Source organism: Botrimarina mediterranea, from assembly GCF_007753265.1.
Lineage (GTDB): Bacteria > Planctomycetota > Planctomycetia > Pirellulales > Lacipirellulaceae > Botrimarina > Botrimarina mediterranea.
Genome location: NZ_CP036349.1, coordinates 802,034 through 818,706 on the forward strand (window position 1 = coordinate 802,034; position 16,673 = coordinate 818,706).

At 65.4% G+C, this 16,673-nt stretch carries 12 protein-coding genes; 10 read left to right on the forward strand and 2 right to left on the reverse strand.

The annotated features are described in order from the left end of the window. Window positions 1-75: 75 nt before the first annotated feature. The 5 genes from Spa11_RS03210 to Spa11_RS03230 all read left to right on the forward strand — a co-directional run bounded on the left by Spa11_RS03210 (window position 76) and on the right by Spa11_RS03230 (window position 5,684). Window positions 76-1,305: a tyrosine-type recombinase/integrase gene (locus Spa11_RS03210; RefSeq protein WP_145107634.1), complete on the forward strand. Its 1,230-nt coding sequence runs from the start codon at window positions 76-78 to the stop codon at window positions 1,303-1,305. Then, complete coding sequence (locus tag Spa11_RS03215) at window positions 1,302-2,129, forward strand: hypothetical protein (RefSeq protein ID WP_145107643.1); 828 nt, start codon at window positions 1,302-1,304, stop codon at window positions 2,127-2,129. The genes Spa11_RS03210 and Spa11_RS03215 overlap by 4 nt, the downstream gene beginning before the upstream one ends. 158 nt (window positions 2,130-2,287) lie before the next feature. Continuing rightward, window positions 2,288-2,602: a DUF1580 domain-containing protein gene (locus Spa11_RS03220; protein WP_145107654.1), complete on the forward strand. Its 315-nt coding sequence runs from the start codon at window positions 2,288-2,290 to the stop codon at window positions 2,600-2,602. A 188-nt stretch (window positions 2,603-2,790) separates the two neighbouring features. Continuing rightward, window positions 2,791-5,238, forward strand: a complete 2,448-nt coding sequence (locus tag Spa11_RS03225) for a DUF3987 domain-containing protein (protein ID WP_145107658.1) — start codon at window positions 2,791-2,793, stop codon at window positions 5,236-5,238. Continuing rightward, window positions 5,238-5,684: a hypothetical protein gene (locus Spa11_RS03230; protein ID WP_145107665.1), complete on the forward strand. Its 447-nt coding sequence runs from the start codon at window positions 5,238-5,240 to the stop codon at window positions 5,682-5,684. The genes Spa11_RS03225 and Spa11_RS03230 overlap by 1 nt, the downstream gene beginning before the upstream one ends. Window positions 5,685-5,691: 7 nt before the next feature. On the opposite strand, the gene Spa11_RS03235 is transcribed toward Spa11_RS03230, so the two are convergent. Then, on the reverse strand, window positions 5,692-6,621 hold the full coding sequence (locus Spa11_RS03235; protein ID WP_145107669.1) for a nuclease-related domain-containing protein: 930 nt from the start codon (window positions 6,619-6,621) through the stop codon (window positions 5,692-5,694). Window positions 6,622-6,861: 240 nt separating this feature from the next. Between Spa11_RS03235 and Spa11_RS03240 the strand changes: the two genes are divergently transcribed. After that, window positions 6,862-10,359 carry a class I SAM-dependent DNA methyltransferase gene (locus Spa11_RS03240; RefSeq protein ID WP_145107675.1) on the forward strand — a complete coding sequence of 1,166 codons (3,498 nt, stop codon included), beginning with the start codon at window positions 6,862-6,864 and terminating at the stop codon, window positions 10,357-10,359. A 201-nt stretch (window positions 10,360-10,560) separates the two neighbouring features. Here Spa11_RS03240 and Spa11_RS03245 read toward each other — a convergent pair whose 3' ends face one another. Then, the gene (locus Spa11_RS03245; RefSeq protein WP_145107682.1) at window positions 10,561-11,064 is read right to left on the reverse strand and encodes a hypothetical protein; all 504 of its coding nucleotides are present in this window, start codon (window positions 11,062-11,064) and stop codon (window positions 10,561-10,563) included. 1,097 nt (window positions 11,065-12,161) lie between these two features. Here Spa11_RS03245 and Spa11_RS03250 point away from each other — a divergent pair. From Spa11_RS03250 to Spa11_RS03265, 4 genes are all read left to right on the forward strand, one after another. Further along, complete coding sequence (locus tag Spa11_RS03250; protein ID WP_145107687.1) at window positions 12,162-12,644, forward strand: hypothetical protein; 483 nt, start codon at window positions 12,162-12,164, stop codon at window positions 12,642-12,644. Between the two features lie 434 nt (window positions 12,645-13,078). Next, on the forward strand, window positions 13,079-13,981 hold the full coding sequence (locus Spa11_RS03255; RefSeq protein ID WP_145107690.1) for a hypothetical protein: 903 nt from the start codon (window positions 13,079-13,081) through the stop codon (window positions 13,979-13,981). A 450-nt stretch (window positions 13,982-14,431) separates the two neighbouring features. Next, window positions 14,432-15,190: an ImuA family protein gene (locus Spa11_RS03260; protein WP_145107695.1), complete on the forward strand. Its 759-nt coding sequence runs from the start codon at window positions 14,432-14,434 to the stop codon at window positions 15,188-15,190. Further along, window positions 15,132-16,670 (forward strand): DNA polymerase Y family protein, encoded by a 1,539-nt coding sequence (locus tag Spa11_RS03265; RefSeq protein WP_145107706.1) that lies wholly within the window; start codon window positions 15,132-15,134, stop codon window positions 16,668-16,670. The genes Spa11_RS03260 and Spa11_RS03265 overlap by 59 nt, the downstream gene beginning before the upstream one ends. The last annotated feature ends 3 nt before the right edge of the window (window positions 16,671-16,673 follow it).

Consider the following 16,673-nt stretch of genomic DNA (forward strand, 5'->3'; position numbering starts at 1 on the left):
GGTCGGCAGTGCGGCGTTTTCTCGGGAGCCAAAACGGTACGTACCGTTTTGCGCCCTTCGCAGGAGACCCGCACGATGCCCACCCTCTCTAAGTCGCTCCCTAAGTACCGCAAGCACCGGGCCTCGGGGCAAGCCGTCGTGACGATCGCCGGAGTCGATCACTATCTCGGCCCCCATCGCTCGGTGACGAGCCGCCGGGAGTACGACCGCCTCGTCGCCGAGTGGCTCGCCCGCGGCCGACAGCCGGCCCCCAGCGCCGAGACCGGGCCGAAGGTCGTCGAGGTCCTCGCCGCTTACTGGCGGTTCGCCAAGAGCTACTATCCGACCCCGGGCGGCAAGTTGGGCGGAGAGCTGTGGAGCATCCGGGGCGCCCTGCGGTTTGTCCGCGAGCTGTACGCCGACCGGCCGGCCGAGGAGTTCGGGCCGCTGGCGCTGAAGGTCGTCCGCGAGCGGATGGTCGATGCCGGGTTCGCCCGCTCGACCGTCAATCAGAACGTCGGCCGCATCCGCCGCGCCTTCCGATGGGCCGCCTCGGAACAACTGATCCCGGCGACCGTTTCCCAAGCCCTCGCCACGGTGGACGGACTCCGCACGGGTAAGACGGCGGCCCGCGACCCCGAGCCGATCCGGCCCGTCGAGGACGCGGCCGTCGAGGCGACCCTCCCCAATGTCTCGCCGGTCGTCGCGGCGATGATCCGTTTGCAGCGGCTCACCGGCATGCGACCGGGCGAGGTCTGCCTCGTGCGGCCGTGCGACGTGGACCGTACGGGCGACGTTTGGCACTACCGGCCCGCGACACACAAGACACAGCACCGCGGCCGCGAGCGGGTCGTCTTTCTCGGTCCGCAGGCGCAGGAGATTCTCCGGCCGTTCCTGTTACGTGAGGCGACCGCCTATTGCTTCTCGCCGGCCGAGTCGGAGTCGCGACGCCGCGCGGACCTCCACGCCGAGCGCAAAACGCCGCTCTCGAGCGGCAACCGGCCGGGCACCAACCGCCGCCGCAAACCGGCCCGGTCCGTCGGCGACAAGTACACCACGACCAGCTACGCCCGCGCCATCGCCCGCGGCTGCGAGCTGACGTGGCCGGCCCCGGAAGGGACCGAGGGTGCGGCGCTCCGCGCCTGGAACTCGGAGTACCGCTGGACGCCGAACCAACTGCGGCACACAGCGGCGACGGCGATCCGTCGGGAGTTTGGACTAGAGGCGGCACAGATTGCCCTCGGCCACGCCGGGGCGGACGTGACGCAGGTTTACGCTGAGCGCGATTTGGCGAAGGGCGCCGAGGTGGCACGGAGAATTGGATGACGGATGCGAACAAGGCTGGGGCCCGAAAGCTGTCAGCAAAGCAAATCGTGCTTTTGCAGAACGCCTGCGAAGCGGCGATCAAGCTGGTGCGATCTGGGGAGGCCTTCTATTCGAGCGCAGCGGATTGGTACGGCCACGAGGTCGAGGGCTACAACCCTCGCTTGTACAGTCGTGGAGAGTCAATACTTACGGACTGGTATGTGGAGTGCGTATTCGAGGAGATGAAAGCAGCATGGAACGCATTTGTCCACGTTAGAAGCTTTTACCAATCGGAGCATGGCGCCATAAGGACACTTCGGCTCGCAACTCCGATGCCTGTTGGGATCGACTTCGGCTTACACGTCGAATACAGCCAAAGTTGTTTTGAGTCGGCATACCGCTTCGGGATTACGGCTTGTCAGTTCATGCCCGACTGTGGATCTACCAACGGTGGCTTTTGGGATGAATACCAGGGACCTAGATTGCCATTCACAATTGAAGGGGTGCGCCAGCGGTGCGCGGAAATGCTTCGAGGATATGTCGAGTTCTATGGGATTCCGCACAACCTCAGAAGCCTAATGGACAAACGCGTGCCACCATGGTTGGAGATTGCAAAGGAAGCTCAGCGCGCTACGGGTCAACTGCTCCCTTCAATGATGCGTGTGTATGGTCCTTTGGAGGTAGATCGCGAGCGGCTAGGCCGGCTCAGTCCCTCGACTCAAACAGCGATCAAGAGTTTTCGCGAAGGGCTCTCCGTTGAGGCTGTCTGTGAGCGCCTTCGTATTTCGGCGGACAATGCGCGGACGATTAAGTCGCGATACAGTGATCTGATCGGCGAAACGTGACACCGCGCATTTGTCACGCTGTCACAGGGAGTGGCAGGGCACGTATTTTTTCCGCTATGTCCGAGATTTCGGACGCACGTTTACCAAGTGTCACGTCGCACCGCTTCAATTACTCGTAGTAATGAACGCCCACGGGCGAACCTATCTGCGAGGGACCGATGCGAAGCGAAACGATTGAGACACCGTCAGAGGACGACGAGCACCTCACCCTAGCCCAAGCGGCCGCAACCCTGCCCGGGCGGCCCCATCTTTCGACGCTCCACCGCTGGCGCTTGCGTGGCGTTCGTGGGGTGCGTCTGCGGACGTGCCTCGTCGGCGGTCGCCGGTTCACCACGCGCCGCTGGCTCCGCGAGTTCTGCGCGGCTTCTACGGCTGCGGGCGACGAGCTGATCGCGCCGACGACCAAGCCGTCGGCCGAACGCGAGCGGGCGATCCGCGCCGCCAAGGCCGAACTCGACGCGGCTGGTATCTAGGCGCGCCCCCGGTCCCCCAACACTCGTTGCCGAGTAAGGGGCGCGTCGCGGTCGCCGGTAGGGGCTAGTCACCTCCCGCCGCCGGGTTCAACTCCCGGGCGCTCCAGCCTCGGCCTTTCCATTCCAAGGGAAACGCCCGACCGTCGGGAAGACGGCCGGGCGCTTGCGCCGGTAGAGGCTAGTCACGGATGAGTATAAGCGATGGCGCCGCTTGGCGCGAGGTTAGTAAGCAAGAAATCTGCCCCGTCTGCGAGCGGCCCGACTGGTGCGCCGTTACCGGCCCCGAGGGCAATCCGGACGCCGCCTACTGCATGCGGGAATCTTCGGACCTCCCGAAAGGGGACGGCTGGATTCACCGCCTGAAGGATCACGGCCTCGAAGCGACGCCGCGTCGCAAGTTGCCTACCTCTAAAGTGCAGAGCACGGCGAAGGCGCCACTAAAGGCCAAGCCGAGCGACAACGGCGACGAGCCGAAGGACGCGGCCGTCTACCCGACAGCCGAGGCCTCGGTCGCCAGCTACGCCCAACAACTCGGCAAGCCCGATCGCCAGTGGCCCTACCGCGACGCCGACGGTGAGACGGTCCTCGTCGTGGCGCGGTGGGACGCGACGGGCGAGCGTAAGAAGACGATTCGCCCCGTGAGCCGCACGGCGGGCGGCTGGATCAAGGCGCAGGCGCCCGCGGGCCGTCCGCTCTATCGCTTGCCAGAGTTACTCGCCAGCGAGGGAACGGTCTACGTCACCGAAGGCGAGCCCGCGGCCGACGCGTTGGTCGCGCTCGGCCTCACGGCGACGACCTCCTCGACGGGTTCAACCGCGGCCGTTAAGTCGGACTGGTCCCCGCTCGCCGGTCGCGACGTGGTAATCGTCCCCGACAATGACGAGCCCGGCGCGAAGTACCGCGACGCTGTCCTCGCGCTGCTCGGCCGTCTGTCGAATCGGCCGATGGCGCGCGTCGTCGAGTTGCCGGGGCTGCCCGCCAAGGGAGACGCCGTCGATTGGCTCGCGGCTGGTCACACGGCCGACGAGCTGGCGCGGGTCGTCGAGGCGACCGAGCCCGCCGAGCTGCCCACGCCCGAGCGGCCCCTCGTCTATCGGCCGTTCCCGACCCACACGCTCCCGCCGACGATGGCCCGCTTTGTCACCGAGGCGGCCCGCGCCGTCGGCTGCGACGAGGCGATCGTCGCCATGCCGGCGCTTGCGGTCGCCGCCGGAGCGATCGGCGCCACGCGGACGCTGCGGCTCAAGCGGACGTGGTACGAGCCGGCCGTTCTGTGGTGCGTCGTGGTGAGCCCCTCGGGCGCGATGAAATCGCAAGGCCGCAAACTGGTCCTCGCGCCGATCCTCCGTCGCCAGAAGAAAGAGCTAGCCGCCCACCGGGAGGCGCTGCGGGCCTTCGGTCCGCTACAAGCGATCTACGAAAAGGACCTCGCCGCGTGGAAGAAATCCAAATCGAGCGAGCCGCCGCCCGAGGCCCCCGAGGCGCCCCAGCTCCGCGAGCTGCTCTTGAGCGACACAACGGTCGAGGCGGTCGCCAAGGCCCTCTACGCGAACCCTAGAGGCGTTCTGCTGGACCGTGACGAACTCGCCGCGTGGTTCGGCTCTTTCGATGCCTACAAGAGCGGCAAAGGGAGCGACGCCCAAAACTGGATGAATACCCACGGCGCCGGTTACGTGAAAGTCAACCGATCGTCGGCGGCCGGCGCGCCGCTGTTTGTGGAGCGCGCTTGTGTGAGTGTCTGCGGAACAATCCAGCCGTCGATTTTCACGCGGGCGCTGTCGGGTGAGCACCGCGAGTCGGGCTTTGCGGCGCGGCTGCTCGTCGCCAACCCGCCGCGGCGGGCGAAGCGCTGGACCGACGACGAGGTGAGCGAGACGACCGAGGCCGCGTTCACGTCGGGCTTGCTCGCGCTGCTCGACTTAGAGTTCGGCGCCGACGATAGCGAGGAGGGGGAGGGCGACCCGATCCCGCGCGTCCTACGCTTGTCGCCGGTCGCGCAGCGGCGTTTTGTGGCGTTCGTCAACCACCACGGCGCCGCGGGATTAGAACGCGACGGCGACGAGGCGGCCGCGTGGAGCAAGCTCGAAGGCTACGCCGCGCGGCTGGCGCTCGTGTTCGCGCTCTTCGAGGACCCCGACGCCGTCGAGGTGAGCGACGACCAGCTCGCCCGGGCGATCACGCTCGTCGAGTGGTTCGCCCACGAGGCGGCCCGCTTCTACCGCGGCGCCCGCGAGACGGACGACGAGCGGCGTCTCCGCGAGCTGGCGGACTGGATCGACACCAAGCACGGCGGCGCCATATCGCCCCGCAAGCTGGCGCAGGGCCGCCGCGACCTCAAGACCGTCGAGAAGGCCGAGGCGGCGATCGCCGAGCTAATCGGCGCCGGTTACGGCGAGTGGCGGATCAAGCGGACCGCCACCAAGTCGGGGCGCGAGTTCGTCCTCGCGAGTTTTGCCGCGTCGGCGCCGTCTACGTCTACGGATTCGACCAAATCCCCAGCGCCACGCGAAAGCGTAGACGTAGACGCGCCCCTGGTGGCGGAAATCGAGCCGGCGCCGCCATTCGAGCCAGCAGGCGAACCGCCCCCACTACCCGCCGAGGGGGTGGGTGATGCCGACGATTGGGAGGCCGCCTAATGGACGGCGCCGACCCGATCCCCGGAACGGCCTACCCGCCGGCCACACCCGCGGCGATGGCCGACCTCGTGCAACTCCTCGCCGAGCGCGGCGTCGCCCTACGCGTTTCGCCGGGGGGCGAGCTGCTGATCCGCGACCGTGACAAACGGCTGTCACCGGCCGACCGCGCCGCGGTTCACCACTACCGCCACGACCTCGCCGACTGGCTCGCGGCTCCGGGCGCTGCGGCCCCCGAATGCGGCGCTTTTCAACACCCTAAAAGGGACGAATCGGACGAAACTGCGCGCCCTAGGAGCGAAGGATCGCCCGCCGGCCCCCGGTGCGACCGTTGCGGCGGCGTGGAGTTCGTCGAGGTCCCGACCCACGGCGGCGCTTCGGTCCGCCGCGACTGCGGCCGCTGCGGGCGGACGTGGGGGTTTCCGGTCTGGCGCGGCGCGGTCGAGTAGCCCCTCGCTACTCCGGCCACTTCCCGCGCCGCTGGTACGACCGCGGCACGTCACGCGTCATGCGGTCGAGCTGGTAGGCGAGCTGGCCCATCCGCTCGGCGTCGAGGATCGTCCGTGGGAGGATAAAGAACTTGCTCGGCGTCTTGGGGTTGAAGACAAAGACGCCCGTCGAGGCGCCCTTTCTCTCGACGAACCAGCCCGGCAAGGCGAGCATCGGCTCGACGCGCACCGTGAACCCAGTGGCGCTGGTCAACTCGCGCGAGAGCCAGCCGGCCTCTTTCTTCAGACGGCCGCTCGGGAGGGGCGCCACGCGGTCGGGAAAAACCATCTTCTCTTGGTCGTAGTCAACCGTCATCCGCGCTTCCTTGAAGCGCTCCGCGAGCCGGCCGAGAGTCTTGGTGTTCACGGAGAAGACGCCGCTCGGGCTGACGACGACGTGGTCGATATTGCTACCGTCGTCCATTTGCACGTCATGGAAGACGTAGCAGCCCTCTCGCATGAGGGTATTCAACTCCTCGCCGACAAAGCGCTCCCCCTCCAGCCCGACGATCAAGTTGCGACGTTTGGTCAACTGCCCCCAAAGCCTTCGCGCGACAAAGACGTACGCGACCGCAGCGACAATCAGCAGCGCGCCGACCTGAGTCCTCCAGTCGGCGGCGCCGCCCGATTGCCGCCATAGGAGCATGGTGGCCACCAACGCCGCCGGAGTCGCTAGCAGCATCGCGACCATAGCGTCGAGGTCGGTATCCAGTTCGCCGAGGCTTTGCGTGAGCGAGTAGCCCGGCGGTCGGCGCAAGTCGCTTGTCAAAGGCGAGTGGCGGCGCGTCCCGACACTCCGTCGCCAGACACACACGACAAGCGCCGCGGGCGCCGCACCGGCGAATAGGACGGCAAGCAGCACGACCACCGGCGCCAGAATTGCCCACACAAAGTCCATACCGAGAGCCCGCCTAAGGGAGTGAGACCGCCATCGACAGCCCGACCTCGGGCCACTCCGATCGTAACCAGCCCGCTTGGCCCCGGGCCCCGCAACCCGCCGACACTGCCCCCTCTGTGACAGCCTTCTGTCACCCCATCCGGTGATACCCTCACAATCCCGCCGCCCCGCTGTGCGACCCGTGCGGGGAGGTTACGCTAGCCGCTCGCCACGCCCCCTTTTCGAGCCGATAGCTACCGCATGGAAGCCGCCGAGTTTGTCCAGCGTTGGAGTACGTCCGGGGGATCGGAGCGGGCGAACTACGCGCTGTTCCTTACCGAGCTGTGCGACCTCCTCGGCGTCGCGCATCCCGAGCCCTCGCTCCCCGAGAACGCCCGCAACGCCTACGTCTTCGACCGGGCCGTGACGTTCACCAACGGCGACGGCACGACCAGCACCGGGTTCGCCGACCTCTACAAGCGCGGGCACTTTGTTTGCGAGACCAAGCAAGGCGTCGAGAAGGAAGACGAGGCCGAGCTGTTCAGCGAGAAGGCCCAAACGGCTACCAAGAAACGCCGCGCCGGCCACGGCAAGCGCGGGACCAAGGCCTACGACACCACGATGCTCCGCGCCCTCGGGCAGGCGACGCAGTACGCCCGGGCCCTCGACCCGGCCGAGGAGGGGCGGCCGCCGTTTATCCTCGTCGTTGACGTGGGCTACCGCATCGAACTCTATAGTGAGTTCTCCCGCACGGGCGGCGCCTACGTCCCCTTCCCCGACGCGCGGTCGCACCGTATCCAGCTCGCCGACCTCGCCGACCCGAAGCGCGGCCCCGAACTCCTCGACACGCTGCGCCACGTCTGGACCGATCCCGACGCCCTCGACCCGTCGCGCCGCAGCGCCAAGGTCACGCGCGACATCGCGGCCTCGCTCGCTAAGCTGGCCCGCGCCCTCGAAGCGGACGGCCACCCGGCCGAGGACGTGGCGCATTTCTTGATGCGCTGTCTGTTCACCATGTTCGCCGAGGACGTGGGGCTGTTGCGTGAGAACGCTTTCCTCGACCTCCTCAAATCGATCGACGACCCGGCGCACTTCGCGCCCGTCATGGAGTCGCTGTGGCGGACGATGGACACGGGCGGGTTCTCGACCGACCTCCGCCAAACGCTGAAGCGTTTCAACGGCGGCTTGTTCGCCGACAATAAGGCAATCCCGCTCTCGCGCGACCAGCTCGACTTGATGATTGAGGCCGCGTCGCAGAAGTGGAACGACGTGGAGCCCGCCATCTTCGGGACGCTGCTAGAGCGGGCCCTCGACCCGGTCGAGCGGCACAAGCTGGGCGCCCACTACACGCCGAGAGCGTACGTCGAGCGGCTCGTCGTGCCGACCGTGGTCGAGCCCCTGCGCGAAGAGTGGGACGCGGCCCGCGTCGCCGCCATCACGCTTGCCGAGGAGGGGAACGCCAAGGGCGCGGCCGCCGAGCTGACGGCGTTCCACGATCGGCTGTGCGACGTGCGCGTCCTCGACCCCGCGTGCGGTTCGGGCAACTTCCTTTACGTCGTGCTAGAGCATCTGAAGCGCATCGAGGGCGAAGTCTTTGACGCTTACGACCAACTCGTCGGCGACCGGCAAATCGCGTTTGACCTCTCGCACACGGTGAACCCCGAGCAACTCCTCGGGATCGAACTCAATCCCCGCGCCGCGGCAATCGCCGAGCTGGTCCTCTGGATCGGCTACCTCCAGTGGCACTACCGGACGCGCGGCAAGGTCGATCCGCCGGAACCGGTGATTCGTGACTTGCACAATATCGAGAACCGCGACGCGGTCCTCGACTACGACGCCCGCGAGGAGGTCCTCGACGCCGATGGCGAGCCGGTGACGATATGGGACGGCCGCACGACCAAGCCGCACCCGGTGACGGGGCTAGAGGTCCCCGACGAGACGGCCCGCGTGCCGATGTACCGCTACGTCAACCCGCGCAAGGCGGAGTGGCCGAAGGCGGATTTCGTGGTGGGGAACCCGCCGTTTATCGGTGGCTGGATGATGCGTCAGTCGATTGGCGACGGATATGTCGAAGCGCTCTGGAAGGTCCACGACCTTCCAGAGAAGGCGGATTTTGTCATGTACTGGTGGGATAAAGCCGCACGATTAACGAGGGCGGGAGAGGTTAGGCAGTTCGGTCTAATTACCACAAATAGCATTCGCCAAATCTTCCAGCGGAGGGTTTTGGAAACGCATATTCAGGCGAAGGAATCGCCACTCACACTTCGATTTGCAGTGGCGGATCATCCCTGGGTGGACACGGCTACCGCTGCGGCAGTTAGGATCGCGATGACAGTTGGCGCGACTACCAGCGGACCGGCGCTAATCGGCGAGCCAATCGAGCCTATTGGTAATGAGGAAGCGGGCCTCGCTACCCGGGAAGTGGCTTGTATCAACCATCAACTAAGCGCAGGCATCGACCTCGATAGCGCTAGACCATTGCGCGCAAACGACGGTGTTTGTGTTCCAGGCGTCCAGCTCTACGGAAGCGGCTTTGTTGTCGATTCCGATACAGCGAACAAAATACGCCCGCAAACTAGGTCCGAGCATCGTGTCGTACGCAGCTACTTGAATGGCCGCGACTTTATGCAGAATCCGAGAGGCATGTACGTCATCGACTTTTTTGAGATGACTGCGGAAGAAGCGAAGGCAGCGAATCCCGCCGCCTTCCAACGCGTAATCGACTACGTCAAACCCGAGCGAGATCAGAATCGAAGGGCGTCCATCCGCGACAAGTGGTGGCGATTTGGATGGGAACGTCCAGTGCTGCGACAAGCGAGCGCGGGGCTTTCCAGGATCATTGCAACTCCGGAGACAGCAAAGCACCGGGTATTTGCATTCATCGACGAGGAGACGCTTCCCGACAACATGCTGACCAACATTGCGTCAGACGATGCATTTATTCTGGGAGTTCTTTCGTCTCGCGTTCACGTTGTATGGACGCTGGCATCGGGCGGAACGCTGGAGGATCGTCCACGCTACACAAAGTCCGTTTGCTTTGAACCCTTTCCTATTCCCGTTTGTGAGGGGGACCAGAAGCAACGCATCCGCGACCTTGGCGAACAACTCGACGCGCACCGCAAGGCGCGGCAGGCCGAGCATCCGGAGCTGACGATGACCGGCATGTACAACGTGCTGGAAAAACTCCGCAGCGGCGAAACGCTCACCGCCAAAGAGAAGACGATCCACGAGCAAGGCCTCGTCAGCGTGCTGCGGCAGATTCACGATGACCTCGACACGGCGGTCGCCGAGGCCTACGGCTGGCCCGTGGACCTTACCGACGAGCAAATCCTCGAACGCCTCGTCGCGCTCAACTACGAGCGGGCCGAGGAGGAGAGCCGCGGCCTCGTCCGCTGGCTCCGCCCCGACTACCAGAACCCCACCGGCAAACAGCAACGCGGCGTCGAGCTGGTCGATGACGACGAGGCCGAGGACACGCCGAAGAAAGGCGCGAAGGGTAAGAAGGCCGCCAAGGGCGCCGCCGGAAAGAAGGGGGCGAAGGCGCCCAAACTGGCAAAGCGGCCGTGGCCCAAGACGCTCGCCGAGCAAGCCGCCGCCGTCGGCGCCGTCCTCTCCGCCTCGGGCGAGCCCGCCGACGAGAAGACAATCGCCAGCGCGTTCACCCGCGCCGACAAAGCCCGCCTCGCCGAGCTACTGGCAACCCTCGCCGCGATCGGCAAGGCGCGGCAGTTGGAGGACGGGCGCTACGTCGCGGCGTGAGGCTTCTTCAGCAACCCGCAGCCCCGCGCAGGGTTGGCTCTTTGACAACTTGAAGCAGACCTCGGCTGTCCCAACGAGCCGATCGAGGACCGGCTTTGAATCTAGTCAACGGCTTGCGCGTGGTGCCGTTTGTATGAAGCGGCGGCGCGGCTAATTCTCGTGGAGTTGCCGGGGGACATAGTCGTCTATTCGCAACATCCACTACGTGGCATGCCTAGATTCGATCTGAAAGTGTTGGTCATAACCGTCGAGAATCAGCCTCAAGTGGTTTTCGGTAATGCATCCAAGTCCGATCAAAGGCAGTGGAATATCTCGACCGGGCTTAGCGATGCCTATTTTCACTGCTAGCGCATTGGGAAGCGGTGGCTTCGGCTTAATTGCTAGTCCCCGTTTGAGTTTCAGCTTGATCGGCGAGATAGTCCCGTGCTTATTCGGAGCACCATTTGCAAGCTCTTGGCGGTAAAGGAAGGCTTGCCCTTGGAGACAATAGAACTTCTCTCCGTTTACGCGACACTCGCCGCCGTCTGATGCGTAACCTGGATCGTCGCGGTGTGACCACTTATCGAAGTGGATTTCCGACATGACAAGATCAGCATTGAATCCCGTGTCGAGAATGGCCGGGAAAATCGCGCAGTCCCTTCGCGGAACTTTCTGGCTGTATCCACCGTCGATACTCAACCAGACGATTGCTTGGTTCTCTTTCAATTTGTGACTCTGCCCGCCCGGCAACGCGAGCGTTGTACCCTTTTTCAGGTACCGAGATTGGACGATCCTCTCCATCTACGCACAGAGTCCAAGCTGACAGCCGACATTTGCCAGTAGGCCTTAAAGCGGCGGGGCGACTTCCCTGCAGATTGCAGTGAGTTGATCAGGCGGCGGCGCCCGTTTCGCCACCATCGGCAGGCTCGATGAAGGTGACGAACAGCCTTCTAGCGTTCACAGCCTTTGGGTCTACCTCGTTCCGCAAAGTCGCGTCGTCCTCCCCAGCGCCGACGAATTCTGAGCCCAAATAGGCTACCCAACGGCCGGCATGATTGCTTTGCAACCAATCGTGCTGCCGCTCAACCGCCTTGCGGGCTGCGACGATGTCAGCAGGCACATGTCGCCGAGGGTGAGGAGCCAGGCCGGCAGAGTATAGAATGCGCCAGACGAGAGACTGAAATCCCGTGCAGCGGCTAGTGTGCGTAGAAGTCGGCATGTCCTCGCCCTTCGCAATTACTTTAGCGGGCGTAGCGGTGCCAATTCGTGCCATGTTGGACGACGTCACTGCCACACGGTCTGCGTCATGCAGCCGAGTTGCCTTTACTGGCTTTGCGGCAGGTGAATCAACAGCAATTGCTTGTGGCATTCAGTGAGCTCCGTCTCTTCTAGACGAAAATCCGATCGAGGCCGAATTAGCCCCCCTCTTGGATGGTAAGTATCTGCGAACCCCCGTCAACGCCGTGCCAGGGGAAATACCGCAAAAAGCCTATGGAGCTAAAACGATGCCAATTGTGCATTTTTTCAGCTGCGGACCGAGCAGGCGCCGCTAGCCTCCCGTCAGCCACTCCCTCCAAACGGCTGCCAACCACCACCCCGCCTGACTAGCCCGAAGCTAAGGCATCCGCCCGGCCGCTTCAAGGTACTCCGGCGACAGCCTGATTTCCGGCACGGTCTCTGTCTTCCTTTCGGCGACGGCCAGGATCGGTGCCAGTACCTCGAACGTGAAAACCGTCTTCACCGACGCGGGCCGACTTCCATCCAGCCTGGCCAGCCTTCGGCTGTTCACGGCCAGATTGGAGCCAATCGCCTAGAATGCCGCTATGCCCACCAATGCCAATCCTCCAACGGCCTTGAGCGTCAAGCAACGCCGTTTCCTCGCCGCCTACCGCGAGACGGCGACGATCACCGCCGCGGCCCGCGACTCGGGCGTCGATCACAAGTCGCACTACCGCTGGCGCCGCGAATGCCCGGCCTACGCCGAGGCGTTTGAGCGGACGCAGCACATAGCGGCCGATGTGCTAGAGGACGAAGCCCGCCGCCGCGCCGTCGAGGGCGTCCGCACAATCCGCTACGGCCGCGACGGCGAGCCGCTAATCGATCCCGCGACCGGCGAGCCGTACGTCGAGGTGCGTTACTCCGACCGGCTGCTGATGGCGCTCCTACGGGCAAACGCCCCCGAGAAGTTTGGCGGCCGCGTCATGACGATCCAGCAGGCCACCCGCTCGCCGCAGGTGATGCTATACCAGCTTCCCGAGAACTACGACGCCGCCGGCGACGATAGCCGTTGTACGACGGCGAGATAACGGGGGGCGTCCAATTTCTGACGCAGTCCAGGCGCAGACCGTAACGGCTACCCCGCATATTTTCGTGAGGGTTTTAGGGGAGGGGGGTATTCAAGCTGGGCAAGATGCCGGCCCCGACCGAACCAGCCCCTTCACGCAAAAAACGCCAGCAAAAGCATGTTTTGCCCGGGGGGGGCGTATGGTTGGCGTTCTGTAGCAAACCGACGCAAATGCTTTAGAAGACGGCGGCTACGTCGCGGTGTGAGGGGGGCAAGTGGTCAGTACTGCGGCGACATGCACCTAGGTGCCTAGGCGAAAAAATTGTCGGAAATTTTATGGCGACGCGATAGACACGGGGGGGCACGCAGCAGGTAGTATACGAGCCGAAAACTATCGGGAAGGGTTCCCGACTGGTCCATCTGGAAGTATCCGAATTCCACCTGGAGGCTGCGTCGATGAAGCGATGCCAAATATTTCTTTCGTTGGCGACTCTGCTGAGCTGCACTCTGGCAACCAGCACGCAGGCAGCCATCGAGGTCTACGCTGAAAACGCCGCGCCGGGCGACTCGTTCTCGAATGCCGGCGGCACAAACACCGGTCACGATTTCGACGGCTCCGGCTCCGGCTGGCTCTACAACAACGTCCGGGTCAACGGTGTCGTTGGGATCAACACCACCTACGCGAAAGACGGCAACGGTTCGGTCTACTTCTCGACACCGCCGGTCGCTTCGCCGGGCACGACGAATGGCAAAGCGGATATCGAGTTCTATTCGGCTCCCGTAGCCAATGTTGCGGGTAACTTTGGCCCGGCGGCTAACCCGTCCTCTATTCTCGGATCGCTCGCCACCCTGACCTCGTTGAGTTACGAGTGGTATCGCGACGCTACTTCCACCAACAGCGCCGCTCAGCATCCGTCGCTGAGATTGCTGGTGTCCAATGGCGCGTCCACCGGCTATTTGGTATACGAAGGCGCCTACAACGGTCAGCCGACCGCTGCAACCGACACCTGGGTCGGCGCTGATATCGTGGGTAGCAACTTCAATTTGTGGTCGACTGGGTCGCTCCCGAGTAATGCTCCGGGCAAGGGGCTTTATACGACGACGTTGTCAGACTGGCAGAGCTTCCTCACGGACTTCAGCGTGATCGGAGTAAGTTCCGGAGTCGGCTCCGGTTGGGGTCAGTTCGTTGGAGCCGTCGATAACATCACCTTCGGCTTCAGCGGTTCGGAAACGACCTACAACTTCGAGGTCCGTGATGACGGCGTCGTCCCCGAACCGGGCACCTTGGCCGTTTGGTCGGCCTTGGGCCTCTGTGGCTCGGTCGTCGCTTGGCCCACCCGCCGCCGCGTGAACGGCTGATCGCGTCGCTTTACGGCGCACGGGCAAGCCCCGTCGATCAACAGACAGGCAGTCGGCCTTGGCCGACTGCCTGTTTTTATTGGCATAGTCTACCCGCTGCGGGCGGGGTGGTGCGCTCCACGTTCTGTGGCCCACGATCACCATAAGGAAAGTGCTACTCCGCGCACTTTCGCAGCGGTTTAGGGTAAGGGGTATCCCGTTCTAGCGACCCGCCGGCCCCGACCGAACCAGCCCCTTCACGCAAAAAACGCCAGCAAAAGCATGTTTTTGCCCTCGGGGGGCGTCGCAATCTGGCGCGGGCGAGCGCCAGACCGAAGCGGGCGCCTCAAGCGTTTTTTGGCGAATTAAGGGGGTTTTGCCCTCGCCGTCTGTGCCTGCGACGTGGCGTTCCGTAGCAAACCGAAGCAAACGCTATTGAATGTACGCAAGTTCACTAGTAGGGTTGTCGGCATGCCGTACCCGCCTGCTAGCACCGAACCGCGACTGAGCCCCGACGACCCGCGCCTCCAGCGGCTCCGCGGCCTGATCGGTGACAAGCCTTCGCACCCGGCCGACGACGGATCGCGACAACTGCCCACCCCCTTCGACGACCTCCTCGGGGGCGTCACCCCGCGCCGGCTGGTGGACTTGTTGGCGGGCGGACTTGGCTGCGGGGCGTCGCTGGTGGGGCTGTGGCTCGCCTCTAGGGCCTGTCGGCTGCGTGGCGAGCTGGTCGTCGTCGATGGGCCGGGGGCGTTCTACCCGCCCGCCGCGATCGCGTGGGGGGTCAAGGCGCGGCGGCTGTTGTGGGTTCGGCCCACGTCGGCAAAGGACGCCCTCGCCGCGACAGAGATAGCGCTGCGGTCCCCAGCGGTTGGCGCCGTGTGGGCGTCGCTGGACCGGATCGACGGCCGGGCGTTCCGCCGGCTGCTACTCGCCGCCGAGGCCGGCGCCGCTTTCGGCGTGCTGGTTCGCCCGGCGCGGCACGAGCCCGACCCGAGTTGGGCCGACGTGCAACTCCGCATTGATCCGATCCCCGCGCCCGGCGATCCCGACGCGCCGCTCGGCGTGCGGGTGACGCGCCGCCGCAATCGGCACGGCCCCGCGCGGGGCGAGGCGACGCTCACCCTGGATTGGCGAACCGGCGACATTAACGACGTGACCAGCCGCGATGCGGACCACCTCCCGAACGCTCTGTCTGTGGCTCCCCGACTGGCCCGTCCAGCGTAGCCGCCGTGAACGGCCCGAACTGGTCGGCAAGCCGCTCGCGCTATGCGTCGGCGACGCCCGCACCGAACGCGTCGCCGCATGCTCGGTCGAAGCGCGGCGACTCGGTATCGCCGTCGGCATGAAGACGCCCGACGCGCAAGGGTTAGCAGGGCCGGGGCGGCTGTTGCTGCTACCTCACCGCGCCGGCGCGGATCGCCGAGCGCTTGAACGGCTAGCGGTGGAGTGCGAACGGTTTAGTCCGGTCGTCTCGCTAGAGGACGCCGAGGAGCCCGAGGGGCTGCTATTCGACGTGACCGGCCTCGCGCCGCTGTGGGGCGACGACGGCGAGAAGCGACTCGCCGAGGCGGTCGCGCAGTGGGCCGGCGCCGATCGGCTCGAGGCCGTTGTCGCCGTGGCGCCGACGGTGGGGCTCGCGCTGGCTGCGGCGCGGTTTGTATCGCGTGACGCGGGACCGCCGATCGTCGAGCAGCGACAAGCCCGGGCGTTTGCCGAGCGGCTCCCCGTTGAAGCCCTGCGCGTCGAGGCGGCGATCATCGAAGGGCTGCAACGCCTCGGCATCGAATCGATCGGCCAACTGCTCGACCTACCGCGGGCGAGTTTGCCGTCGCGGTTCGGCGCCGAACTGGCGCGACGCCTCGACCAGTTGCTCGGCGACGCGCCCGAGCCGGTCGAGTCGTTCCGTGGCGAGCCGCCCCTCGTCGCCGTATGGGACTTCGAATCGGCGGTCGCTTGCGCCGCGACCTTACAGCACGTCCGCCACGAGCTGTTGTGCCGCGTCGCCGAGCAAATGAAACGCCGCCGCTGCGGCGCCCTGCGCGTGCTGATCGACCATCGGCTCGACGCGGCCGACGCGGCGCCGGTGCGGGTCGTGCTGCGGCTCTTCCGGCCGACGGCGTCCGCGCGGGAACTCGAAGAGCTAGCGACCTTGCACCTCGACAGCGTGCGATTTCCTTGCGCGGTGCGAGCGGTGCGCGTGCTAGTGGGGGCGACGGCGCCGATCGATAGCCGGCAACGGACGCTCTTCGACAGCGACCAGCGCGAAGACCCGCACGCCCTCGCGCTGTTGATTAACCGGCTGGCAAGCCGCGTCGGCGGGGACCACGTGCTACGGATCGCCAAGCGGTCGAGCATCGACCCCCGCCGCGCCTATGCCACGACGCCCGCGACCGACGCCCCAGCCGAAGCGTTTGCGCTAACGACGCGACAAGCCGCGAAGGCCCGGCGGTTGCCAGTAACGATGCCGAGCGACGCCCCGCCCGTCGGGGTCGAGACCAATCAGCACGGCGAGCCGGTGGCGATGCAATGGCGAGGCCGTTGCGCTGTCGTGCGTTACTGGGGTCCCGAACGGATCGAGACGGGCTGGTGGCGCGGCCGCAGTGTGCGGCGCGATGCGTGGTGGGTTGAACTCGACAACGGCGCGCGGCTGTGGCTGCATTGCGACCTCCGCCGCCGACAGTGGCGCGTGGCGGGGGAGTTCTGAGCC

Bases quoted from the DNA above. Each gene is read 5' to 3' on its own strand.
- Spa11_RS03260 (WP_145107695.1), top strand. From the start codon at position 14,432: ATGCCGTACCCGCCTGCTAGCACCGAACCGCGACTGAGCCCCGACGAC.
- Spa11_RS03235 (WP_145107669.1), bottom strand. From the start codon at position 6,621: ATGGACTTTGTGTGGGCAATTCTGGCGCCGGTGGTCGTGCTGCTTGCC.
- Spa11_RS03265 (WP_145107706.1), top strand. From the start codon at position 15,132: ATGCGGACCACCTCCCGAACGCTCTGTCTGTGGCTCCCCGACTGGCCC.
- Spa11_RS03215 (WP_145107643.1), top strand. From the start codon at position 1,302: ATGACGGATGCGAACAAGGCTGGGGCCCGAAAGCTGTCAGCAAAGCAA.
- Spa11_RS03240 (WP_145107675.1), top strand. From the start codon at position 6,862: ATGGAAGCCGCCGAGTTTGTCCAGCGTTGGAGTACGTCCGGGGGATCG.
- Spa11_RS03225 (WP_145107658.1), top strand. From the start codon at position 2,791: ATGAGTATAAGCGATGGCGCCGCTTGGCGCGAGGTTAGTAAGCAAGAA.
- Spa11_RS03230 (WP_145107665.1), top strand. From the start codon at position 5,238: ATGGACGGCGCCGACCCGATCCCCGGAACGGCCTACCCGCCGGCCACA.
- Spa11_RS03250 (WP_145107687.1), top strand. From the start codon at position 12,162: ATGCCCACCAATGCCAATCCTCCAACGGCCTTGAGCGTCAAGCAACGC.
- Spa11_RS03255 (WP_145107690.1), top strand. From the start codon at position 13,079: ATGAAGCGATGCCAAATATTTCTTTCGTTGGCGACTCTGCTGAGCTGC.
- Spa11_RS03210 (WP_145107634.1), top strand. From the start codon at position 76: ATGCCCACCCTCTCTAAGTCGCTCCCTAAGTACCGCAAGCACCGGGCC.
- Spa11_RS03220 (WP_145107654.1), top strand. From the start codon at position 2,288: ATGCGAAGCGAAACGATTGAGACACCGTCAGAGGACGACGAGCACCTC.